Here is a 23,560-nt window from a genome sequence, read left to right on the forward strand (position 1 = left end):
ATTCAAAGTTATCATCACAAATATTTAATTACGGGGATTTTCAACTCCCTTCTTTTAAAACTAAAGCCATTATAAACAAGCTATTTTTAAAATTTTGTCGATTCATTCAATATTTTCTATTTGTAATCGAATTGTTATCTGTTCTTAACAAAAGAAACAAACTTGTAATTTCTTTCACTGCTTTATGTCTAAGAAAACTTCCTCTTTAAAGTAGGGCTACACATAAAAAACATTGATTTCTTTAAAATTTAAAAAGTTTATGACAATGAAATAAATGATTTTTAGATTCAGGTAATTTAACTATGAATGAAGAAAATAAAGACGGGGCTGAATTAGGTTATACGTTACTGCCAAAACATGTTGGAAAAGGATTTGACAGTAACATCGCAAAAATTTTGCTAGAAAGAACCAAGGTTATTAATTTGAAAAGAATAACAGCAATAATTGCCCCTAATAATCTTCCGTCTAGAAAAATATTAATGAAAATGGGCTTTGAATTGTAAAGACTTTGTGAAATGGATGGTTTACCTAGAGAACTTCTATTTAAGATTTTAGTATTTAGAGCGAAAGGGTCAGACCCCGCAACTATTTATACCGTTCAACTTAAGCATAAGTATCACTATGAACGGTATATGTAGTGCGTGGTCTGACCCTTTTTAAGACAACCTCTAAACCACTCGAAAATTCTTATTTCATATAAGCCTTAGATTCTTTTTTCGTAAACTGTGGCAACCAATCACCATGTGCTTCAATCATTTCATCACACATGGAGATAATGTCGTCCATTGATAGTTCTGAGCTTGTGTGTGGATCAAGCATAGCCGCTTGGTACACATGCTCTCGTTTTCCAGTAATCGCTGCCTCGATAGTGAGGAGTTGTGTATTAATATTTGTCCTGTTAAGTGCAGCTAGTTGCTCGGGTAGATCACCGATGTAGGTCGGCATAATGCCATTGCGATCGACAACACACGGTACCTCAACAACTGCATTTTCCGGAAGATTACTAATCAAACGACCTGTATTTAATACATTTCCACCAAATTTGAACGGAACATTTGTCTCCATTGCCTCAATAATTCTTGAGCCATACTCCTGTGAACGAGTATGTGTTAGCTGACTGTTGTTCACCATATCTTCGCGCATCGATTCCCAGCTCTCAAGTTGAGAAACACAACGACGCGGATATTCATCAAGCGGAATATTGAATCTTTCAATCAGCTCAGGATAGTTACTCTTGATAAAATATGGGTGATACTCTGCATTATGCTCAGAAGATTCCGTAATATAGTAGCCAAACTTATCCATTAATTCGTAGCGAACCATATCATCATGCTTGTGTTTTTGTTTTTCCTTCGCCCGACGTTTGATTTCTGGATATAAATCCTTGCCATCTCGTTTGACCTCTAATAGCCATGCCATATGGTTAATACCAGCGATCCGTTCTTCAATTCCTTCATGGTCCATTTCCAAGTCTCTGAACAAATGCTCAGTACAAACTTGAACACTATGGCATAATCCAATCGTTTTCACGTTTGTGTAGCGCAGCATCGCACCGGTTAAACTTGCCATCGGATTTGTGTAATTTAAGAAAAGGGCATCCGGACAAACCTCTTCAATATCCTTTGCAAAATCCAACATCACTGGAATGGTTCGTAGTGCTCGGAAAATCCCGCCAATCCCCGTCGTATCAGCAATCGTTTGCTGTAAACCGTATTTTTTAGGTATTTCAAAGTCGATTACAGTACTAGGTTTGTAGCCACCAACCTGGATCGCATTTATCACATATTTCGCTCCATTTAGCGCTTCTTTTCGATCAGAGTATGATTGAATCGTTACATTGCTATTGTAGTTTTGCTTTAAATTATTCAACATATTTTCAGAGTCTTTTAGACGTTGCTCATCGATATCGAAAAGGGCAAACTCAAACCCAGCTAATGCTGGTACAAACAAACAATCTCCTAGAACGTTTTTAGCAAAAATGGTACTTCCTGCTCCAATAAATGTAATTTTAGACATATTTCATCTTCCTTCCTTATCCCTGTTTTTATGATTAACCTTTTACTGAACCCGCTGCTAACCCTTTAATGAAGTATTTTTGTAAGAATAAAAATAAAATGGTCATTGGTAACATCGACATTAAGGCTGCTGCTGCTACTAAGTTTAGTTTATTTTGATTGGAACCAAAGAAATTAGCTAAAGAAACGGTTAATGTATGCATAGCACTATCTTGTAAGAAGAAGATCGCAAACTGGTAATCATTCCAAATGTATACACAAGATATAATCAGAATCGATGCGGTTATTGGTTTTAACAACGGAAACACGATTCTAAAGAAAATCCCTAACGTACTAGCCCCATCAATCTTTGCAGCTTCTTCTAATTCCTTTGGTATCGTTGACCGAATGAAGCCTGCATATAAAAAGATCGTTAATGGCATAAACGCGGCAACATTATTGAAAATCGCCACTTCATACGTATTCATCATGCCAAAATCGACAACCAAATTGTACAAAGGTACTAACGCAGTCAATGGTGGGATAATCATAATGGCGATAAATAAGAAGTAAAAAAACTTATTTAATTTTGTTTGCCGACGTGCCAGTGGATAGGCGGCCATTGATCCTAACACGATCAATAATACGGCCGAAAACAGTGTGATAATGGCCGAATTGATAAACGAATTCCCTAAGTTGGTAAGTTCCCACGCCTCGGAAAAGTTTTCGAAACTTATTTGCTCAGGAAAAGCCCATTTTGAACTAAAATCACCTTTCGCTTTTAAAGAAGTCGTAATTAAAATATAGAAAGGAATGATATGAACGAGCGTAATGAAAATGGCTAACCCAGCAAACAATCGTTTCTTTTTCTTGTCTGTGTATGTCATTATGCTTCGACCTCTTTTCGTCTAAAGTAAACGAGAGCAGCTAAGCTTAAAATAAGGATGATCACAGCCATAAAAACACCTTGCGTGGCTGCATAACCAGCATCCTGTCTTTTAAAATACAGATCATACATAAACGTTGACATCGATTGCGAGGCATTTCCTGGTCCTCCACCCGTTAAGGCAATAATTACATCAAATAATTTCAAACCACCGATAATATTGAGCACCATATTAATCGTGATGGATGGCATTAACAAAGGGAGGGTAATATTTTTAAATTGCTGAAGGGCAGAGGCACCATCAATTTGCGCTGCTTCATAATAATCTTTTGAGATGCTTTGTAACCCCGCTAAATAAATAATCATAGCAACGCCCACATATTGATATGTATTGACAAATACGATGATCCACGTATTCCACTCCGGATTTGCTAATGCATTGATTTTTTCTAAGCCTAAGAAAAGCAAGACGTCATTCAGTGCTCCACCTTGATAAGCAAAGAAAAAGTACCAAATATATCCCATGATTAACGGACTAATAATAACCGGAAGATAAATCACCGTTCGGGTAATGGCTTTCATTCGAATGCTTTGATTTAGCAATAACGCATATAATAAGCCAATAATATTTTGCAAAATGGTACTACCCATTCCGTAAAGTAAGGTATTTTTGACAACGAGCCACGTTGTAGGATCTGTAAACATTCGTTTGTATTGGTCAAAACCTACCCAATCATAACTTTGCGAAAAACCGTTCCAATTCGTAAACGATAACTGAATCCCATTTAAAAATGGATATAAAATAAACAGAAAAACGATGACCAAGCTTGGTGTGTACATCCACCAAAGAGAAGATGGCTTTTTCTCTTTTCGCTTCGGTGCTTTCTTGGCAACGGCTACCTTTCTTCTCGCTACTAGTTCGCTCATCATATCAACTCCTTATTTAGACGCGCTAAAGCGTTATGGTGGATAAGGGAGTCGCCATCCTTCAATAACTCCCTTATTCATACACGTAGCTACTGTTTTCTTAAACGATTATATTCTTCGCCCATTTTTTTCGATAACTTTTCAGGCGTTAAGCTACCTGAAAGCAATTCTTGACCCGTCGTCCCCATAACATCCCACATGCCACTTGGTAAATACACACGATCAAAGTAAGGTTGTACATCAATATCCTCAAATTCTTTATAGTATTTAGAGAAATAGTTTTCCGCATCAACAGTCGTTAAAGCATCTGGTGCTGATGTACCTTCAGCAATCGTTTTAATATTTTCTGGTTGAGCGATAAAATCAAGAAAACGTCTTGCCTCATCCGCATGCTTTGTGTTTTTAAATATCGCTAAAGTATGACGCTCACCGCCAATCCAACTTGGCTGATCTCCTTCATGAATCGCAGGTATTGGCATCGTCCCTATTTTTACATCTGGGTTTAATTCGGTTGCATCAGGACCAAGTGAGCCTGCAACAAACGTGAAAGCAATCTTATTTTGGGCAATTAACTCCGTTGCTTGTTGCAATTGAGCTGTTAAAACATCTTCATTTAACAACCCTTTGTCTTGCATTTCTTTCATTTTTTCAGCGAGCAGCGTGTAATTATTCCAGTCAAATGTTCCATCTACTAATTGATCGCCATAGCTATTCTTCTGATCGGTAATCAGTAATGGTGTCGCAAACTCGTCAAAAATTTGAGCAATATTAGATTTGTCACTACCAGGAATCCATAATGGTGTAACTTCTCCATCGCTTTTTTCTTTAACTGTTTCTAAAGCTTCCATAAACTCATCTAACGTTGCCGGTGGTTCAATGCCATACTCGTCTAACACATCAACATTATAGCTAATCCCATCTTTTGCTTGATTTAATGGAAACGCATACACTTTTCCTTGTTCATCCTTAATAATTTGATTTAGCGCTGGATCAAGATTCGCGACCCAATCCATATCCTTTAAATCGGTGACATATTCACCATATCGAAGCTGTGACCAGCCATGTGTATCAAATAAATCTGGCATATCATTCGCAGCCATCTTGACACGAAGCATATCTTCATAATCTCCAGGCGAATTCACTTCAATCTTTATTTTAGGATTTGCCTCTTCGAACTTGGCAACAACACTTGCAAATGCCTTTTTTTCCCCTTCATTATTCATCGATGAGAAAAGAGATAATGTGATTGTACCGTCCGCTCCACCAGTCTTATTTGATGAACTTCTTGAGCATCCCGAAACAATTAAACTGAAAGCTACTATAAGCAAGAACATATTCAGATACTTTTTCATCGTATTTCTCCCCTATTTTCTTAGTAAAATAAATGGTTCTTTCGGTAACTAGTAACACATTATTTTTTGCTAAAACGGATGAAGTTAACATATAATAGAGATCTAGTTCTTTTCTCTTATTGAGAATAGTAGAGATGGAAAAGTTAACTGAAAGATCGTTGATAAACATCTATTCTGCCAAATGGATGTTTATCTCTTTCTATGGCTTTTCATCTCTTTTTTTATACTCACAAACTGCCAGTTCCTCACCTCCTTAATAGTGAAGCATTTAATAAAAGCATATTAGGTCTGAAACAATGAAACCTTTTCGAATCTAGTTTATTTTTCCTCCGCAGCTTTCACGAATCACTAATTTAGTAGGGACAGTCACTTTCAGAGGAATTTCCCTCCCATTAATTCTGTCTAACAACAACTTCACACCTTCTCTTCCCAATTGCTCTGTATAAACCTTGACTGACGTTAATGGTACACTTGCAAATTTCGCCACTTGGATATCATTGAAGCTAACAATGGCCACATCTTCTGGCACCTTTAAATGTGCCTCTTGAATTGCGCGCAGAGCCCCTATCGCCATCGAATCACTCGCGATAAAAAAGGCTTCAGGTAGATTCCCCTTAAGAATTGCTTCTTTCATCAACATATATCCTTGCGTCATTGAATATTCGCCAATAAACACTTGATCGCCCCGATACATCCCTTTTGCTTTCATAATTTCTTCAAATACTGTTAAGCGCATATCCCCAATTACTAAATTGTTATCTAAAGATTTCGCTCTCTCTCTTCCGCCGATATAACCAATCTCCTTAAACCCTTGATTCAATAAGTGTTCCATGGCACTCGTTGTTGCTTTTCTAAAATCTACAACGACCGAATCATAATGATCCTCATCTGGTGAGTAATTAATAAATACGATATGATCTATAGTAGCTTTTACTCGATTTAATAGATTAAGGTTCATCCCGCCGATCACAATCAAACCATCTATATCTTCCATGATTTGCTCTTGACTTGAATCAGAAGACCGAATAATCTTGTTCGTGTAAATCCCCTGATTTAAACACTCACTCTCTACACCTTGCCTAATAGAAGTAAAGTAAGGGTCATCCACACCATCTTCTTCCTCTTCCAATGAACATGTTAAAATGATGCCAACCCTAGGACTTCTTACACTCTCAAGCCTTTTTACATTTCTCCGCTTTCTCACAGTCGTATAGTCCAGTTCCTTTGAAACTTCTACGATCCGGTTTCTCGTTTCATCAGTGACTAAAAGTGTAGGGTCATTATTTAAAACTCTAGATACAGTTGCACTTGACACATTTGCACGAACTGCAATATCTTTGATTGTTGCCATTTCAGACTCCTTCACTTCATTCAGTAAACATCAAACTAATATTATCACTATCTTTTACTGAATATTTACTTGTTACGTAAATAATACCAATAATTTAAAACGCTTTCAATACTTTTTTTAGAAAATTCTATCTATTTTTTATGAAAAATGGACATTTTTTCCGTATTAATATAACTTCATTCGAAAGGCACTCATTTAACTTTAGTAAAATTCACTGAAATTCCTTTCAACTAAATGAAAATCGGAGTAATCTTCCGATAAAGTTTTACTAATCACTTATCCTTTACTCCTTAAACAGTTCATATTTATTTCTTTGGTCGTTATCGCAATAAATAAAGGGCGACCTTCTTTATTGAAGATCGCCCAAGTTAGCTGAATATAGATGCTCTACTAAAATTCATTTAATTTTTCATGCCGAAAAGCCAATAGAACTTCTGTGTCGCAGCTGGAACTTAGACATTTGCGATTAATCTCTATTGTCCAAATACCCGATTTCACTATGATTCGTTTTCGTCGTAATCATATCTCCATAATGGTTCTCTGCAATTAAGGATTCTTTTTCACAAAATTGGATAACTTCCTTCCCTCTTTTTGTTACACCATAAAGATATTCAAACTGAGGTTCGTCTTTAAAAACACCTTATGTGACCTTGATAGACATCATAATTGATGCTATGTTTGGGCTGTATATACGATTGTTTCATAATATCATCTTCTGAATAACCCATTTTTCTAAGTAAAGTGGGATATACTTATTGACGAGATATTTGTCATAAGGGTTACCATTATTAAGGAGATATCTGATAACAAAGGGGATGGAAAGTATTATTAACAAAAGGCCACCAAATATTATTGTTAATCCCTTTCTTTTTGTAAGAAATTGCATAACCTACGCTCCTCTCTTTCTTAAACTTATAGTTCTCTTTTTACATCTTGATTCCTTCTTAGAAGTAGCTGCTTCCTCACTTAAGCGAATTTTTGTTGCTTCGGTTCTTCGATTACATTCATATATTGCCAAAGTAATTGTTCAAATATCGTATCCCATTTTTGCGAGACCGCATACTTTCTTCCTTCTATCCCCATCTGATCCCGTACTTGAACATGATGAATAAGGTGCAAAATCGAATCGGTAAATGCCTGCGCATTCCCTGACTGGCATAAATATCCAGTTATCCCTTCTTGAATAATATGTTTTACCCCGCCTGCATTCGCGCAAATGACGGGAGTGCCGCTTGCAAGAGCTTCAAGAACCACATTGCCAAATGTTTCGGTTGAAGAAGGAAAAACAAATACATCTGATGCAGCATAAATCTCCGCTAATTTTTCATCTCTTAAATAGCCAGTAAACATCATGTTTTCGGGAGCTTCATTTTCAAGCTCTTCACGCATCGGACCATCTCCTATGATTACCCATTGAATGTACTCATTTATGTAAGCTGGAATTGATTTTGCGATGGCAAGGAGGGTTTTTACATCTTTCTCAGGAGCTAATCTGCCTACATACGTAAGCAAGTATTTTTTTTGAATGCCATATTGCTTGCGTACCGCTTTTTTTTCATAATAAGGGTGATAAAGATTGCAATCGACACCTCTACCCCAAAGCTCCAAATTCTTGAACCCATGACGTTTTAAGTGTTCTAGCGTATCATTTGATGGCACAAAGATTTTTTTAAACGGTCGATGAAACCAATTCATATATCGCCAAAGCAGTTTAGAGAGAAATTCCATGTTATAAAATTGTAAGTAATGATCAAAATCGGTATGATAGGAGCCGACTAATGGAATGTTTAATTTTTTTGCATAATATGCACCACAAAGCCCAATATTAAATGGAGTTGCGACATGAATCAAATCTGGAGAGAAATCCTGTAATTCTGATTTGACTTGACTTAGATTGGGAAAAGCCAAACGACATTCAGGATATAAGAAAAAAGACAGACTTTTAAAACGGTGTATATGACTAGTTACATACTCATCCGATTGTGATTTAGGCGCAAAGATTTTAAAAGAAATATTCTGTTTCCCTAAATAATCCGTAAATCGTTTCAGCGTACGGGCCACGCCATTTATATCTGGATCAAAGGTATCTGTGAAAATGGCAATCTTCATGAGATTCCTCCTCATTAGAAAAGCATAAGAACCGATTCAAGACAAGGATAATTACGTATGTTTCTTCCCTCTCGGCACCGCATTACACACTTAGTAAGTAATAGCAAAGACTTCCAATGCATGACCCAAGTACGACACCAGCCAAAACATCTGAAGGATAATGAAGGCCTAAGTAGATCCGTGATAAGCCTACAAGCATGCCTAAAGGAAGTAAGATGAATGCAATTACTGGTATAAAAAGGACATTAGGAATAATAACTGAAAAAATCGACGTTGTATGACCGGAAGGAAACGAATGGTCTTGTAACGGATTCGCATGAAAATTTGTTTTTTCTATGATTAAATACGGTCTTTTTCTTGGGAAAATCTTCTTGACAATATGAACCGGTATATGACTTACTGCTAAAGCTAGTGCGCTGGAAATAGCCGTCATTCTCGACGGACCTGTCTGGATGATGATCAGAATCAGCACAGTCGCGATTGTACATGTAGCTCCGCCTAAATGTGTAATATTTCTGAAAAATAAATTTAAATGTTTGTTGTTAAAGTGGCGATTTACTTTCTGTAATAATCGACATTCGAAGTCATAAAAGGTAAGTAACATTCTTTCCATGGTCTGCCTCCATTAATAGGTCTCGCTTTTCTTATAATCATTTGTAACAATCGGTCTACCTATCGAAATATAGGTAATTCGGTGTTTGCGAATTTCTTTGAGAGAATAACAATTTCGCCCATCGATGACAATTGGTTTCTTCATATATAACTCGAAAAAATCTAATGGAATTTGCTTAATTTCTTCCCACTCTGTCGCAATGATGGCTACGTCCGCATGGAGTAGCGCATGCCGAATGTCCTGGGTATACTCGATTGTGTTTCCTAAAACTTGTAGCGCATTTGACATCGCAATCGGGTCAAATGCTGTAATGATTGCCCCCTCTTTCAATAATTCCTTGATAATGCTCAAAGAAGCTGCTTGCCGAACATCATCTGTATTCGGCTTAAACGACAGGCCGAGCAGCGTTACCTTCTTGCTCTTTAGTGATCCGATTACTTCCTTTGCCTTTGAAACTGGGAGTGATGCTTGACGATTGTTCACTTCAATAACAGCCTTTAAAAGATCAAATGAGTGTTGATTATTTCCAGCGAGCTGAACAAGTGCTTTCGTATCTTTTGGAAAACAAGACCCTCCATAGCCAATGCCCGCTTGAAGAAAATAAGGACCAATTCGTTGATCTTTGCCAATCCCATTTGTTACTTCTTCTATATTTGCACCAACCTTCTCACAAATCATGGCAATTTCATTGATAAAACTAATTTTTGTTGCCAGAAAAGCATTGGCGGCATATTTAATCATTTCTGCACTTTTTAGATCTGTTTTTATTATCGGAATGTCTAGCGGAAGATAGATTTGTTCAATAATAGCTGCTGCTTTTGAACAATCCGTACCAATTACAATACGATCTCCGTAAAAAAAATCGACCACTGCAGATCCTTCTCTAAGAAACTCAGGATTGGCGACCACTTCTGCATGGAGATTTGCAGGTTTATGACGATGAATAATCTCGCTTATTTGATCGTTTGTTCCAACAGGTACGGTGCTCTTTGTACAAACAATGACATCATTCTTCATGAACTGGGCAATCGAATGGGCGACCTCACGCACGTATGCTAAATTCGCCGTGCCATCTTGTTGCTCTGGCGTCCCTACCGCAATAAAAATAATCTCAGCATTTCCATAGGCATATTGTGAGTTGGTTGTAAAATGCAATCTGCCACACGCCACATTTTTTTCAAGTAGATCTTCTACCCCCGGTTCATAAATCGGCGAACGGCCGGATTGTAACATGGCAATCTTCTCTTCTTGAATGTCTGAGCATATCACCTGATGACCCAATTCAGCTAAACAAACACCCGTAACCAGCCCGACATAACCAGTTCCAGCAATGGTAATATTCATCCAATCCCCCCTCGTAAATAAAGTTTATTCTTCTTTATTTTATTAAAGAAAGTCCATTCTTTTCTTGTTCTAGCGTTAAGAGATTGTAAATATTTTGTAATTTCAAATAAATTGATTACGTGGGCATGACACTCGTCTAACCAACTGCTCGAGACTGGCGCCAAAATTGCCAATCTCGCTCGAAAAGTATGGGTTCCGGCGCGTAAATTCGAAATACGGCTCGAAAATCACGGCTCTCGCTGGTAAAGTGCCCAATTGGGCTCGTAAATTCAAAATCTGGCTCGTAAACTACTCAATCCGGCGCGTAATTCTGAATCTCGCTCGATTTGCGTTTATTAGGCTTACTTTTAGCACCAGGCAGGTTCGGAATTTGCTATTTGCTTTCGATTCCTCTACATGTTGCTCCCATTTTTCATTTAGTAAGCTTTAAAATCTTAGAAAAAACGAGAATTCCGTCATTCAGTTTCAATGCCTTTTTAAAAACTTTTCTTCCCATACTACTTTTTCCATTTTAGCGATTATAAAGAGAGTGAAAGGAGGTGAGTAACTTGGCAAACGAAATTCTTGAAGCTGTAACGATTCGCTTAGAGTTTGAAACAGGCTTGGATGAAAAAGGCATGCCGATCGTGAAGCGTAAATCATTTTCCAATGTAAAAACGGATGCTACGTCAGATGAAATTTTGCAAGCGTCAGCGACGATCGCAGGGTTACAATTGTATCCCCTATCAAAAGTCGCTCAAATTGAGACAACCGTTCTATCCCATTAATTTTTTAAATGAAGAAAGGGGTGAAGATAATGGCCAAAACATTAGAATTATTGTTTCTAACCGAAGGCGGTAAATCAGCGACTCTTTCCATTACCGACCCTATTGAACCGGTGGATGTGGGAAAAGTGAAAACGGCTATGGATGAAATGATCGCGAGTAATGTTTTCACAACAGCGTCTGGATCATTCATTAATGCGAAAGGGGCAAGAGTTGTTGAACGTCATATAGATGAATATGCAGTACATTAATCAAAAGAGGCCCGAAGCTGTTCCTTCATTAGGATAGCCTCGGGCCTCTTTGCCGATCATTTAATGTTTGACGCCCCCCATTTTCGATTGCCAATAAGATAGATGATCAAAATGAGAATCATGAAAATGGCAGAGTAACTGAAAGTCATCCCGTAGCCGACAAAGCCAACGATGCTTCCTAGCCCAATAGAGCCAACTGCCATTCCAAGATCCATAAAAATTAACAGCATGGAATTAGCTGTCGCATTTTTTTCCTGTGGGACGAGGCTTAAGGCCAAAGCTTGAATGGTTGGCTGAATGACTGCATAAGCGACTCCAAAAAAGAAACCACTAACCAAAACCAAGCCAATATGATGGGATATCCCTAACAAGATTAAGCCAATCGCACCCGATATAGTCGCTGGTATCATTAAAATTTTATGACCGAACCGGTCGAAGATTTTCCCTGAAAAGATTCTGACGATAATCATCGTAATCGCTTGTACAGTGAAAAACTGAGAAATACTGCCGCCAATATGAGTCTCCTTCCCTAGTGCTCCCATAAAGTTCACGGTTCCTGCGATCGCCATATAGTTTAAGGAGACAATGATACTTGGAAGAAATACGCGACGATCAAACATATATTTGTAGAATGGCTCACTAGACGTTTTCTTTTTAACAGGCTTCTCTTTTTTGATTTTTTTGATAAATAAGCTACCAACAAATGAAAGAAGTACAAGAGTAAATATAACAAGTAGCAACATGTTAAAGGAAAAACGACCGAGAAGGAATATCGCCAGCATGTTTCCCACTGTCAAGCCAATGCTCGTTGCCATGGCAAAAAATACAAGCCCTTCCCCTAAACGTGAACTTGGTACAAGACTGCTCGATAATGTAAAAAGTAACACCGTGGTAATCGAAAAGCCAACCCCTTGAAGGACACGAATGAAAAGCAAATATCCGATAGAATCATTTAGAAAGCTTAAACCGATCGTTCCCATGAAGTACACAAGCGAAATTAGCAACAGCACTTTCATATTCAGTTTTTGAATAAGAATTCCTGACGCAAAGCGGGTGACAAGAGACGCTATCATAAAAGCCGTCGTCATCGACCCAGCTAAAGCTGGATTTTTACTAATCTCTGTAATATGTATCGAAAACCCGGCTGTCAGCATATAAAAGCCGATAAATAGAATCAGTGTCGATAGGACAATTGTTATGTATTGCCTCGTCCATAATTTTTCTTTTCCAGCTTTCATTATCACCATTTCCTTTATTTAGCCCATCATTCTTGTAGATGGCCACTCCGTTCTTTTATTCTTTCTAAAGCAGCTGATTCTATTCCACTATGGAGATTCCATGCATTTCATAGTGTTTTTTTGACAACAAACTTGTTTATTACAGCCAACGAAAAAAAGAAAGCTCCATCAATAGCTTTCTTCCCATCATTGTTAGACGTCATATTAATAGGCCAATAAAGCCTGCCTCTTTTCGTTCAATTCTCTAACGATTTTCTCATATTCCGCTAACTGTTGCTTCAGCTGATTCTTTCTATTCCCAATCATCCGCATTACTTCTTTCGGATTCGGGCCACCTTGAATCTTTCTAATTCCCACAAAATATTCAGGTGAGATGATTTTCTGCCATTCTGCTTCGGTAATTTGCACCGAAACAAATTCAGCAATGATCTTGTTGATGTCTTGTGTGTCCCAGTCATATAACTCCTTCCGTTCACAAATCGATTGTTTGGCGATGTGACTAGCTATGGAATGAGCTTTTCTAAACGGGATTCCATAATCACGAGAAAGCGTATCGGCTAATTCTGTTACTGTGATACTTGATTTGGCAGCCATTTTCTTTGCATGCTCTTCATTTACTTTTAACGTAGCAATGACGGCATACATTAGTTTCATCACGCGACTTGCGTTTGTAAAGGCGCGATATAAATGTGGCTGTAGGTCATCTTCTGTATCGACGATGTCGCCAAATGGCGTATTATGAATCATCTGAATCGCACTAAGCGCGTCCCCATAACTACTACTGGCAATTGAGCGGGAATGTTCAATCGAAACAGGATTTCTTTTTTGCGGCATGATGCTGCTCACTTGTACATACGGATCGGCCACATAAAAGGTGCCAAACTCTCTTGTCACATGTTGCAAGAAATCTTGTATCCATCTGCCGGTATTCACCATGCACGTCATCAGTGCTGTTGCTGTTTCGATTAAATAATCCGCTCCGGCAATCGAATCATAAGAGTTTTCAACAATCTCATCAAAACCGAGCAGTTCAGCGGTACGATTGCGACTAATGGGAAAACCCGTTGTCGTCAAAGCAGCCGCTCCTAGCGGAGATTGGTTCACCGTTTTATAGGCAGCCCAGAACCGGCCGACATCTCTTTGCAACACATCATAAATCGCTAGAAAATAATGACCTAATGTTGTCGGCTGTGCTGGTTGTGTATGCGTATACCCAGTGATATACGTTTCAGTATGCTTTTCTGCCTGCACCAATAATGATTCGCTCAATTGATTGGCATAGCCGATGAATTGCAGAAGATGGCCCCGCAAAACGAGCCGATACATCGCAACGCCCATATCATTCCGGCTACGACCGATATGAATCTTGCCTGCCAACTCATCTCCAATTTCTTCACCAATCTTTGCTTCCATCATGAAAAATAAATCTTCAAATTGCGGCTGGTAGGATACTAAAGTCAGATCTGTTTGTGCCACCTTCCGAATGCCAGCCAACATCGTATTGGCTTCCTCCACTTTAATGATTTTCTGTTCACAAAGCATAATCACATGGGCCCGATGAATATCAAACATGACATGAAATAAGTAATCTCGTTGATCATTAAAAACCGGCTTTAACAACTCTTCAACATAGGTTTTCCCCGGAAATACACGGCCTTCATTTTTGATAAATTCATCCAACTTGCTCATTTTTACACCACCATTTATAAGGCTTTTTCAGCTTTAATTCCAAAAAATTTGTTCGAAATAAAGAGGACTATCACAATCAACGTAATCTGAATCATCCCGTAAGCAGCAGCCTGCCCCATATTGAACATGCGAAGCTGGTTCATAATTTCAATCGATATGGGTCGGTTTGAAATCGTATACAATAAGACAGACGTTGGAAATTCGCCAACCGATTCAATAAACGCTAATAATGTCCCTGATAAAACACCAGGCATAATAATTGGCAAAATCACTTTTCTAAACGTATAAAACCACTTGGCTCCTAAATTTCTCGCTGCCTCCTCAATGGAATCATCCAACTGTTCTAACACTGCGTTCGTCGAGCGGACAACGAGCGGAATATGCCGGATGAAATAGGCAAGCGGCAAAATCCAATATGTGCCAACTAATATTTGACCGAAAGAAAAAACGCTCGGCTCATTAAAAGCGAAAACTAAATTCATCCCAATAACAGTCGCCGGCAATGCCCACGGAATCATGACGAGAATATCAACGAAGCTTTTGCCAACAAATTTTCGTTTTACCAACACATAAGAAGCGATTACACCAAAAACCAAGTTTCCTACCGTAGCAATTACAGCCATGATTAAGCTGTTTTTTAACGGCTTGAATATATTTGGGTCCGCAAACAAAAGCCGATAATTCTCAACATTAAATACCGACGGGTACGTTTGCCACGTCCATGTCCCATCTGGTACAAGTGAAAGCAACAAGATCGTAAAATGCGGCAAAAGTAAAACCAATACGCCAATCATACCAAAGCCAACCATCACCCACTTCAGCAGTGGATTTTTCACTTCACTCCTGTGTGCACCAATTCCTTTTGTAGCCATTCGATAATCTTTCCGATTTTGATACCAACGCATAAATAATAGAAAGGAAATTGAAACAATCGAGAGTATGACCGATTGTGTCGCAGCAATTTCCATATCGCCATTAATTTTCGAGAAATAAATTTGTAGACTCAAAACCCGATATCCACCCGCTAATAGAAACGGAGCACTGAATGAAGCCATTGAGATCATAAATACAAGCAATGACGCAGCAACGATGGCAGGTGTTAATAATGGCAATGTCACCTTCCAAAACACTTTGAACTTATTTGCCCCTAAATTGTAAGCCGCCTCTTCTAAAGAAGGGTCGATTTTATTAATCGCGGCTGATACCGTCATATAGAAATACACATACATCGTATAGGCATGCACAATCAAAATTCCGGAAACGCCGCCAATTTTAAAAGGGACTTTTTCCAGACCAAACAAATCTTTCATCGCGTTCGGAATCATTCCAGATTCCCCATACAAAAACATAAATGCCATTACACCGACTAGTGATGGTAGAACGATTGGCAAAATTGCGGCCGTTGAAAAGAAACTTCGACCCGGAAAATCGTAACGGTTAAAAATAATCGCCAGTGGAATCCCGATTAAGGCACTAACGAATACACTCAAAATCGAAATATACACCGAGTTCCATAAAGCTTCTAAGTTGGTTTTCGATTCCTGCACGAAAAAGTCCTGATAATTTCCGAATGAAATCGCCCCGTCTTTTTGTAAGCTTTCAAAAAAGGTTCGTAAAGACGGATAAAGAACATAGGCGACGAGCACGAATACGACTGGGATTAGAAGCCAAATCGTTAATCTCGTATCACGGTTTTTAATCATTGGCATCACCACTTATGACAGGAATCAGGCGGAGTTGTTTTTCAGGAAGTTCTACATACACGTCCTTCCCTTGATAAAAATAGCCGAATTCATGGGTATTCAACACATCCACCCGTAATGTTACATGTCCAACTTGTACCAGCACATTAACAATCGATCCAAAAAATTGCACAGCTTCTATTTTCCCCTTTAAAACATTCGTTTGATCTTCAGCAGTATCGAGAATTCGAATGGCTTCAGGACGAATGGAAACAGCCAAATCCCCTTTATTTAACTCGCCTTCATTCGCGTGATTATGGACAATAAGTTTTACTGGTTCGCCATCATTTTTTAACGTAACCGCTATATTCTCTTGTTCGACACGATTGACTTGAACAGGCAATAGATTAATTTCTCCGATAAAACTTGCTACGAAATCATTGGCAGGCTGGTTATAAATTTCTGCAGGTGTCCCAACTTGATGACATACCCCATAATTGAAAACAGCTATCCGATCACTCATCGATAACGCCTCTGCCTGATCATGTGTCACATAAATGGTCGTAATCTTATAATCCCGCTGCAGCCGTAAAATCTCTGCTCTCATTTCATCGCGAAGCTTAGCATCTAAATTACTTAACGGCTCATCCAACAAGAGGATTTCCGGTTCGATAACGAGTGCTCTGGCCAAAGCTACCCGCTGCTGTTGTCCGCCACTCAACTGGCTCACTTGTCGATTCGAATAATTCTCTAGTCTCACTTTACGTAGCACTTCCAGTACCTTGCCTTTTACATCAGCAGCTGAAACCTTTCGCACACGCAAGCCAAATGCTACATTTTCAAACACCGTCATGTGAGGAAAAAGAGCATAGTTTTGAAAAACCATGCCCGTATTCCGTTTCTCAGGAGGTACTCGCGTCATATCTCTTTCGCCAAAGCGGACGACACCTTTTGTTGGATAATAAAACCCAGCGATCATTCGAAGGGTTGTCGTTTTCCCACAACCACTTGGTCCTAAAAAGGTGAAGAACTCGCCGTCTTTAATATCTAGATTCAAGTGATTGACAGCTATCGTTTTGCCGAAGGCTTTTTGGACATTCTCTATTTGTATCGACGCCATCAAAACGCACTTCCTTATTCTTTAATTTCTTTATTTCCGCTTTTAATATTTTCATCCCAATATTTCATCCATTCATCGCCTTTTTCTTGGAAAACGTTCCAGTCAATATCCATCGCTTTAATTTCTGTATTCGTGATCCAGTCAGGTAAGTCCGTCACATCACTTCTTGTCGGAATTCGATAAAATTCCTCTGCTAAGATTTTCGCAGCTTCTGGTGTATTGACAAACTCATAAAAGGCCTCTGCTGCTTTTGGATGCTTGGCTCCTTCAACAATCGCAATTCCTTCAGTCAACACCGGTGTCCCACTTTCAGGGATGACAAACTCAAACGGATAATTTTTATTTTCCTTCAACATCACGACATCTGGCATCGCCCAAACAGACAGTGAACCTTCTCCTTTGGCCACTTTGTTATACATCATTTCTGGGTTAGCTGAATATTCTTTCGTGTTTTGGTCGAGCTTCGTCAACCAATCATAGCCTGCTTTTGGATCATTCGTGTCTTTATACGTACGATAAATCATCGAAGAAAAAATCGTTCTCATCGTTCCTGATGCAAGCGGATAGCGGATGATAATTTCATCTTTCCACTTCGGATCAAGCAACTCATCCCAATCTTTCGGAACTTCGTCTTTTGAAAGCTTTTTGCTGTTATACATGATGACTTCAGGCGTCTGGCTCGTACCTGTCCAATACCAATCTGGATCACGGAATCCTTCATCAAGACTAGTAGAATAAGTAGGTTGATAGGCAGCTAACAGACCATCGTCCTTTGCTTGGTTAAAGTTCGTGGAAGGGGCTCCCCACCAAACATCGGCCTGTGGATTATTCTTCTCTGATCGCACACGGTCAAGAATTTCCTGAGAGCCCATATCCAGCCACTCTACATCAATGTTATATTTTTCTTCAAATTGCTTCTCAAACTTGGATAATATGTCTTTTCCATGTGGTGAATACACGACAATCTTATCTTCCAACGCATTTTTTTCTTCCTTTGCACCGTCTGCATTCGAATTTGTCTTCGTATTTGTATTACTACATCCAGAAATCAATAACGCTGCAGATAATGTCAACACGGAAACAATTGACTTTTTCTTATTTTTCATAAAAAATCCCCCTCATCATGAACATTCAAAATGCTCTCATGTTCTCTCAAAAATAGTGATACCGCTCCTAAGACGCCTGCGTTTTCTCCAAGCCTTGAAGTTGTTATTTCTACTAGACTTGGCAGATAAGGTTCTACAATCTCTTGAATTCTAGGTAAAATGTATGCAGCTGAATGTAATACACCACCTCCTAAAATAACAATCTCTGGATTTAGTAAACTTGTAGCATTGACAATTGCGTACGCCAAATGTTCAAGCGCTTCATCAATAACCGCAGTCGCTAGAATGTCTCCTTTTTTTGCAAACCAAAAAGCTTCTTCGCCTACTAATTCAGAGGACTTCGCCTGTTCATATAATGCATGCTCAGGGTCATTTTGGACAGCTCTGGTAAAATGTGCGCCAATCGACTTCCCTCCAGCGACACTTTCCAAATAGCCATATCTGTGGAAAATCGGCTTAAATTCACGTTTCATCTCGTCTTTGTTCGTCACCATATAGCCAATTTCTCCAGCTGCACTTGATGCCCCTCTATATAATTGGTTATTCAAGATGATACCGCTGCCAATTCCTGTGCCAACCGCAATAAACAGCACATTTCGTTTATTCTTTGCGTTCCCCAACCACTGTTCACCAAGTGCAGCCGCATTCACATCATTGTCGACATAAATCGGAAAATCAAAGTAGCGTCTTGCTTCTGCTATAAACGGATATTGAATCCATCCTAAGCTCGGAGCCTCAATCACTAAGCCGCTTTTCGTTTGAGTGATCCCGGGAATACCTACGCCCATTCCTAAAATCCGCTCTTTCGCAATCTGATTCTTGGTAATCAATCGATCCGTTTCAAGCGCCATTTGCTTAAGGAGGCCGGATTGCAAATACGTAGTTGTTGAAAAACTCGTTTCAGCAAGAATGTTGCCATTTAAGTCACATAGCACGATTTTTACATTCGTCCCACCAATATCTGCTCCGATGATAAAAGCTTTTCGTTCATTAAAGAATAGCTGAATCGGTCGCCTCCCACCTTGGGAAGAGGATTCACCGCTTCCTTTCTCGACGACCCATTTTTCATAGATGAGTTCATCTACAAGTTGAGAAACAGTCGGTTTGCTGAGACCAAGCTTAACCGCTATCTCAGCTCTTGAGATCGGCGAACAATCTTTTATACATTGAATAATTCTTTTTTTATTAACGAATTTTAGATGACTGGGTGTTCGTTTAAAACTCATCACATCACGGCCTTACCTGTTTAGTTAGTCAATCTACCTAATTAACTAAAATATACCTTATTAGGATAATATGAACAAGTTATTTTTTAATTATTTTAAATATTCGGTTTTTAATAGTTATTAAGTATCATTTACAATTATAACCAAGCGTGCTATTTATTTAGATAAGCTTTTTTTATCCAGTTCGTTAGGTAATATTACTAACCTACTAGGCATAGACTTCAAAGAAGCTTAACTAAAATCGAAAGGGGTTACAAGTATGAAAAAGGTTTTAATCACTTGGCTTTCTCTCGTGATCGTATTTTCACTCGTACCGATCACAGGTAGTGCAAACGAACCGAACAAACCAGATGTGGCGTTGTGGAATGCAGTCAAACCGCTTGAAACGACCGTTACATTCTTAAACAGTGGCGCTCATCCTGATGATGAACGCAGCGATTTTCTCGCCTTTTTATCGAGGGGATTAGGTGTAAAAACATCAAGTCTGATCGCCAACCGCGGGGAAGGCGGACAAAATGAAATCGGCAATGAACTGGATAATGCTCTCGGAATTATCCGCTCTAGAGAAATGATTGAAGCAGCCAAAATTACCGGAGTAAAAGCTTATCATCTTAGTGAAACAACCTCTGATCCGATTTATGATTTCGGCTTTTCGAAAACATCTGCAGAAACATTAGCAAAATGGGGCGAAGATTTAACGTATGAACGGGTGATTCGCTTTATCCGTACATATCAGCCCGATATTTTGATGCCATCCTTTCAAGATGATGATACCCAGCATGGCCATCATCGTACCATGACGATTTTAAGTGAACGAGCTTTTAAAGATGCAGCAGATCCAAAAATTTTCCCACAACAATTGAAACAAGGACTATCGGTATGGCAAGTGAAAAAGTTATACCTACCTGTTTCCACTAAAGAGCAAGCGACTACATCTATCGAAATTGGTGCCTTTGACCCCATATATGGCATGACCTATCCACAACTAGGCGAACAATCACGTTATATGCACAAAAGCCAAGGAATGGGCTCTGATATCCCAGCAGCACCTCGCCAAGTTCATTTAGAATTGAAACAAACTGCTGTTGACACAAAAGGCAAGTCAGACCTATTTGCCGGAGTTCCTTATAATTTTACCGAGTGGTCTGCTAAACTGCCAAGCTCAGCGTCAAAATTAAGGACTGAATTCATAAATGTGCAGCGAAATTTGAACGCGGTTGTTGCCGCCTATCCAAATGAACATCATGTCTTCACAACATCACAAACCGCACTGTCTGATGTAAGGTCACTTACAGCACAAATAAAGAAGGCAAGGCTTGGCAATGAGTTGGAAAATGATTTACTCCACAAGCTTTCCTTAAAAGAAGAACAGTTACAAACTGTCAGTTATGTCTCTTCAGGCTTAGACGTTCAAGCAAAAGCAGCTTCTACCATCCTTACAAAAGAGCAAAAAACAAGCGCAACCGTTACCGTGAAGAATACAGGTGAGCAAACGTTGAAAAAAGTCACAGCTTCATTGGATACGCCAAAAGGCTGGAAAGCAAAAACAAAATCGAAAGCAATCAATCTAGCGCCCAATCAATCAACGACCATTACCTACGAGATTGACGTGCCAAAAGATGCAGACTATTATCACGCCTATCATGAACCAGCACTTACAACAATCATTTCTTATGAATTCGGGAATACTAAAACAACAGTAATCGAGGAATTAGAAGGCACCGTCGCTGTTCTACCAGATGTCAGTCTCACCCTTTCTCCTGAAGACATCGTCGTCAACACCGCAGACAGGCAAAAAGAAATACCAGTGACCGTCACGGTGAAAAATTATCGAGATGGAAAAACATCCGCTAACATTGCTTTACACACACCAAAGGATTGGAAAGTTTCTCCTAGCAAATCAACCGTTTCATTTACGAAAAAATCAGAAGAAAAGCAAGTGAAGTTCACTGTTACACCACCGAAAACGATTCAAGATGGGAAGTATACGCTAACAGCTCAAGCTACGGTCAATGGAAAAACATTCAATTCGACAATTCAAGAAATTTCCTATGACCACATCGGAACGTTCTATTATCAATATCCAGCTGCAATCAACACCGTTGCATTTGAGCTATTAAAGCCAGCCTCATTAAAAGTTGGCTATATTGAAAGCGGATTCGACAAAGTAGCCGATTACTTAAGTAACGCAGGTCTTACTATTACGAAACTGACAGCAACAGATTTAGCATCCGGTGACTTAAGTCAATACGATACGATTGTGACCGGCATTCGCGCTTACTTGTCACGCGAAGATTTAAAAGCAAATAATGCTCGCTTACTGCAATATGTAGAAAATGGCGGACATCTTGTTGTGCAATATCACAAACCTGGAGATGGATGGGATGAAAAAACGACGGCTCCCTATCCACTTACAATTGGCAATCCATCGATTAAATGGAGAGTGACCGATGAAAAGGCTGCAGTCAACGTCCTAAAACCAGAATCAGCGCTTTTCAACTACCCGAACAAAATCACAACAAAAGATTGGGACAATTGGGTGCAAGAAAGAGGATTATACTTCCCAATGAAGTGGGATCCACACTTTGAAACATTCATTTCCATGGCCGATCCAAATGAAGAACCATTTGATAGTGGCATCCTGATGGCACAATACGGCAAAGGGACCTATCTCTACACCAATCTTGTCCTCTACCGCCAAATCCAAAGCCAAGTGCCAGGCGGATATCGGATTTTGACAAACTTGATTAGTTACGGAGCGGAATAAATACATGAATAAGCCTATGCATGCGTGATGTGTGCATAGGCTTATTGTTAGGTCGGGACCGACATGAAGCTGAGGCAATGTTTTCATGACTGGCGCTTAATATTAACTTTAGGCGTGGTAATTCATTAAATCATTAATCTAAATTTAGGAAGTCAAGACTAAAAATGACACTAGTTAGTTATGAAGTTATTTCAAAAACCGATAGATAAGGTGAGCGTATCAATAACTTTTCAATATTAATCATTTTCCAAGCCTTCTAATCGCTTTTTAACTTCATGTAATGATGGCATTCCTCGCTGAGCTCCTAGTCTCTCCACAGAAAGTGATGCTGAAGCATTTGCAAATTGGATGGCCTCTTTAAATGCGAAGCCTTTACTTATTGCAAAACCAAATGAACCATTAAAAGTATCACCAGCACCCGTTGTATCGGTAACTGTTGTCTTATATCCATCAACTTGAACAACCTCTGAACCATTGTAATAGGTTGCTCCCGCTTCCCCTTGTGTAACAATTAATTTATTGGGAAATTCCTTCAAAATCTCCTCCGAATATTCTCCAAATAATTCAATACATTCCGTCTCATTAGGTGTTATATAGGTTGCCATATCAATCATTTTCTTTGTACACGAAGACGCTGGTGCTGGATTTAATAGAACTGGGACGTTTTGTTCATGACAAATGTTAAGTACTTCTTCTACCGTCTCTGATAAAATTTCCAATTGAACAATGACAATATCACTGCTCGCTAAAAGTGCTTTGACATGTTGGACATTTGAAGGAGTTAAATTGTAATTGGCACCTGGGACGACAATAATACTATTATCCCCTTCAGATACAATGATAGTAGCTACACCCGTTCGTTTATTTTTGTCTATACTGATAAAATCAATGTTAATTCCTTCATTCGATAGATTCTCTTGAAGTTCTTTCCCAAAAATATCTCTACCCACATTCCCTACAAAATTCACTTTACCACCTAATCTTGCAGCAGCAACGGCTTGATTGGAACCTTTACCACCAGGAAAAGTTGAAAAAGAATTACCTAATCTTGTTTCTCCTTGAATCGGCTTTTTATCACTCTCTACAACTAAGTCCATATTTATACTGCCAACCACAGTAATCATTTATTCACCACCAGCTT

Annotated in this window: 19 protein-coding genes; 4 read left to right on the plus strand and 15 right to left on the minus strand. The window is 39.0% G+C overall.

The features are described 5' to 3' along the window. The first annotated feature begins 302 nt into the window (after positions 1-302). Positions 303-503, plus strand: a complete 201-nt coding sequence (locus AC625_RS16600) for a GNAT family N-acetyltransferase (protein WP_053178121.1) — start codon at positions 303-305, stop codon at positions 501-503. A 184-nt stretch (positions 504-687) separates the two neighbouring features. On the opposite strand, the gene melA is transcribed toward AC625_RS16600, so the two are convergent. From melA to AC625_RS16645, 8 genes are all read right to left on the minus strand, one after another. Then, entirely contained in the window at positions 688-2,016 is a 1,329-nt protein-coding gene (gene melA / locus AC625_RS16605; RefSeq protein ID WP_049682293.1) for an alpha-glucosidase/alpha-galactosidase, read from the minus strand. 34 nt (positions 2,017-2,050) lie between these two features. Next, entirely contained in the window at positions 2,051-2,881 is an 831-nt protein-coding gene (locus tag AC625_RS16610; protein ID WP_049682294.1) for a carbohydrate ABC transporter permease, read from the minus strand. Next, the gene (locus AC625_RS16615; protein ID WP_049682295.1) at positions 2,881-3,807 is read right to left on the minus strand and encodes a carbohydrate ABC transporter permease; all 927 of its coding nucleotides are present in this window, start codon (positions 3,805-3,807) and stop codon (positions 2,881-2,883) included. Before AC625_RS16615 ends, AC625_RS16610 begins: the two co-directional genes overlap by 1 nt. An 89-nt stretch (positions 3,808-3,896) precedes the next feature. Continuing rightward, positions 3,897-5,159 carry an ABC transporter substrate-binding protein gene (locus AC625_RS16620; protein WP_049682296.1) on the minus strand — a complete coding sequence of 421 codons (1,263 nt, stop codon included), beginning with the start codon at positions 5,157-5,159 and terminating at the stop codon, positions 3,897-3,899. 313 nt (positions 5,160-5,472) lie between these two features. After that, on the minus strand, positions 5,473-6,510 hold the full coding sequence (locus AC625_RS16625) for a LacI family DNA-binding transcriptional regulator (RefSeq protein WP_049682297.1): 1,038 nt from the start codon (positions 6,508-6,510) through the stop codon (positions 5,473-5,475). Positions 6,511-7,476: 966 nt separating this feature from the next. Beyond that, positions 7,477-8,619 carry a glycosyltransferase family 4 protein gene (locus AC625_RS16635; RefSeq protein ID WP_049682298.1) on the minus strand — a complete coding sequence of 381 codons (1,143 nt, stop codon included), beginning with the start codon at positions 8,617-8,619 and terminating at the stop codon, positions 7,477-7,479. Between the two features lie 82 nt (positions 8,620-8,701). Beyond that, the gene (locus AC625_RS16640; RefSeq protein ID WP_049682299.1) at positions 8,702-9,232 is read right to left on the minus strand and encodes a phosphatase PAP2 family protein; all 531 of its coding nucleotides are present in this window, start codon (positions 9,230-9,232) and stop codon (positions 8,702-8,704) included. A 12-nt stretch (positions 9,233-9,244) separates the two neighbouring features. Further along, positions 9,245-10,576 (minus strand): UDP-glucose dehydrogenase family protein, encoded by a 1,332-nt coding sequence (locus AC625_RS16645; protein WP_049682300.1) that lies wholly within the window; start codon positions 10,574-10,576, stop codon positions 9,245-9,247. A 548-nt stretch (positions 10,577-11,124) separates the two neighbouring features. Here AC625_RS16645 and AC625_RS16650 point away from each other — a divergent pair. Both AC625_RS16650 and AC625_RS16655 read left to right on the plus strand, forming a co-directional pair. Further along, entirely contained in the window at positions 11,125-11,343 is a 219-nt protein-coding gene (locus tag AC625_RS16650; RefSeq protein ID WP_049682301.1) for a DUF1659 domain-containing protein, read from the plus strand. Positions 11,344-11,372: 29 nt separating this feature from the next. Then, a complete protein-coding gene (locus AC625_RS16655) occupies positions 11,373-11,591 on the plus strand; it encodes a DUF2922 domain-containing protein (protein ID WP_049682302.1) in 219 nt (72 codons plus the stop codon). 56 nt (positions 11,592-11,647) lie between these two features. On the opposite strand, the gene AC625_RS16660 is transcribed toward AC625_RS16655, so the two are convergent. From AC625_RS16660 to AC625_RS16685, 6 genes are all read right to left on the minus strand, one after another. Next, the gene (locus AC625_RS16660) at positions 11,648-12,829 is read right to left on the minus strand and encodes an MFS transporter (protein WP_049682303.1); all 1,182 of its coding nucleotides are present in this window, start codon (positions 12,827-12,829) and stop codon (positions 11,648-11,650) included. 204 nt (positions 12,830-13,033) lie between these two features. After that, on the minus strand, positions 13,034-14,518 hold the full coding sequence (gene argH, locus AC625_RS16665; RefSeq protein ID WP_049682304.1) for an argininosuccinate lyase: 1,485 nt from the start codon (positions 14,516-14,518) through the stop codon (positions 13,034-13,036). A 14-nt stretch (positions 14,519-14,532) separates the two neighbouring features. Further along, positions 14,533-16,221: an ABC transporter permease gene (locus tag AC625_RS16670; protein ID WP_049682305.1), complete on the minus strand. Its 1,689-nt coding sequence runs from the start codon at positions 16,219-16,221 to the stop codon at positions 14,533-14,535. Continuing rightward, positions 16,214-17,320, minus strand: a complete 1,107-nt coding sequence (locus AC625_RS16675; RefSeq protein WP_049682306.1) for an ABC transporter ATP-binding protein — start codon at positions 17,318-17,320, stop codon at positions 16,214-16,216. The genes AC625_RS16670 and AC625_RS16675 overlap by 8 nt, the downstream gene beginning before the upstream one ends. Before the next feature lie 14 nt (positions 17,321-17,334). Then, positions 17,335-18,426: an extracellular solute-binding protein gene (locus AC625_RS16680; RefSeq protein WP_049682307.1), complete on the minus strand. Its 1,092-nt coding sequence runs from the start codon at positions 18,424-18,426 to the stop codon at positions 17,335-17,337. Beyond that, positions 18,423-19,652, minus strand: a complete 1,230-nt coding sequence (locus AC625_RS16685) for an ROK family transcriptional regulator (protein ID WP_049682308.1) — start codon at positions 19,650-19,652, stop codon at positions 18,423-18,425. Before AC625_RS16685 ends, AC625_RS16680 begins: the two co-directional genes overlap by 4 nt. 259 nt (positions 19,653-19,911) lie before the next feature. Here AC625_RS16685 and AC625_RS16690 point away from each other — a divergent pair, with 259 nt between their 5' ends. Continuing rightward, positions 19,912-22,419: an NEW3 domain-containing protein gene (locus AC625_RS16690; protein ID WP_049682309.1), complete on the plus strand. Its 2,508-nt coding sequence runs from the start codon at positions 19,912-19,914 to the stop codon at positions 22,417-22,419. 236 nt (positions 22,420-22,655) lie between these two features. On the opposite strand, the gene rbsK is transcribed toward AC625_RS16690, so the two are convergent. Then, the gene (gene rbsK, locus AC625_RS16695) at positions 22,656-23,543 is read right to left on the minus strand and encodes a ribokinase (protein ID WP_049682310.1); all 888 of its coding nucleotides are present in this window, start codon (positions 23,541-23,543) and stop codon (positions 22,656-22,658) included. Between the last annotated feature and the right edge of the window lie 17 nt (positions 23,544-23,560).

The organism is Peribacillus loiseleuriae (assembly GCF_001183985.1).
Classification (GTDB): domain Bacteria; phylum Bacillota; class Bacilli; order Bacillales; family DSM-1321; genus Peribacillus; species Peribacillus loiseleuriae.

What these genes read in the sequence shown, in the direction of transcription:
- AC625_RS16670 (WP_049682305.1), bottom strand. Translation starts at nt 16,221, where the DNA reads ATGATTAAAAACCGTGATACGAGATTAACGATTTGGCTTCTAATCCCA.
- AC625_RS16625 (WP_049682297.1), bottom strand. Translation starts at nt 6,510, where the DNA reads ATGGCAACAATCAAAGATATTGCAGTTCGTGCAAATGTGTCAAGTGCA.
- AC625_RS16660 (WP_049682303.1), bottom strand. Translation starts at nt 12,829, where the DNA reads ATGAAAGCTGGAAAAGAAAAATTATGGACGAGGCAATACATAACAATT.
- argH (WP_049682304.1), bottom strand. Translation starts at nt 14,518, where the DNA reads ATGAGCAAGTTGGATGAATTTATCAAAAATGAAGGCCGTGTATTTCCG.
- AC625_RS16620 (WP_049682296.1), bottom strand. Translation starts at nt 5,159, where the DNA reads ATGAAAAAGTATCTGAATATGTTCTTGCTTATAGTAGCTTTCAGTTTA.
- melA (WP_049682293.1), bottom strand. Translation starts at nt 2,016, where the DNA reads ATGTCTAAAATTACATTTATTGGAGCAGGAAGTACCATTTTTGCTAAA.
- AC625_RS16675 (WP_049682306.1), bottom strand. Translation starts at nt 17,320, where the DNA reads ATGGCGTCGATACAAATAGAGAATGTCCAAAAAGCCTTCGGCAAAACG.
- AC625_RS16615 (WP_049682295.1), bottom strand. Translation starts at nt 3,807, where the DNA reads ATGAGCGAACTAGTAGCGAGAAGAAAGGTAGCCGTTGCCAAGAAAGCA.
- AC625_RS16680 (WP_049682307.1), bottom strand. Translation starts at nt 18,426, where the DNA reads ATGAAAAATAAGAAAAAGTCAATTGTTTCCGTGTTGACATTATCTGCA.
- AC625_RS16645 (WP_049682300.1), bottom strand. Translation starts at nt 10,576, where the DNA reads ATGAATATTACCATTGCTGGAACTGGTTATGTCGGGCTGGTTACGGGT.
- AC625_RS16655 (WP_049682302.1), top strand. Translation starts at nt 11,373, where the DNA reads ATGGCCAAAACATTAGAATTATTGTTTCTAACCGAAGGCGGTAAATCA.
- AC625_RS16690 (WP_049682309.1), top strand. Translation starts at nt 19,912, where the DNA reads ATGAAAAAGGTTTTAATCACTTGGCTTTCTCTCGTGATCGTATTTTCA.
- AC625_RS16610 (WP_049682294.1), bottom strand. Translation starts at nt 2,881, where the DNA reads ATGACATACACAGACAAGAAAAAGAAACGATTGTTTGCTGGGTTAGCC.
- AC625_RS16600 (WP_053178121.1), top strand. Translation starts at nt 303, where the DNA reads ATGAATGAAGAAAATAAAGACGGGGCTGAATTAGGTTATACGTTACTG.
- AC625_RS16640 (WP_049682299.1), bottom strand. Translation starts at nt 9,232, where the DNA reads ATGGAAAGAATGTTACTTACCTTTTATGACTTCGAATGTCGATTATTA.
- AC625_RS16685 (WP_049682308.1), bottom strand. Translation starts at nt 19,652, where the DNA reads ATGAGTTTTAAACGAACACCCAGTCATCTAAAATTCGTTAATAAAAAA.
- AC625_RS16635 (WP_049682298.1), bottom strand. Translation starts at nt 8,619, where the DNA reads ATGAAGATTGCCATTTTCACAGATACCTTTGATCCAGATATAAATGGC.
- rbsK (WP_049682310.1), bottom strand. Translation starts at nt 23,543, where the DNA reads ATGATTACTGTGGTTGGCAGTATAAATATGGACTTAGTTGTAGAGAGT.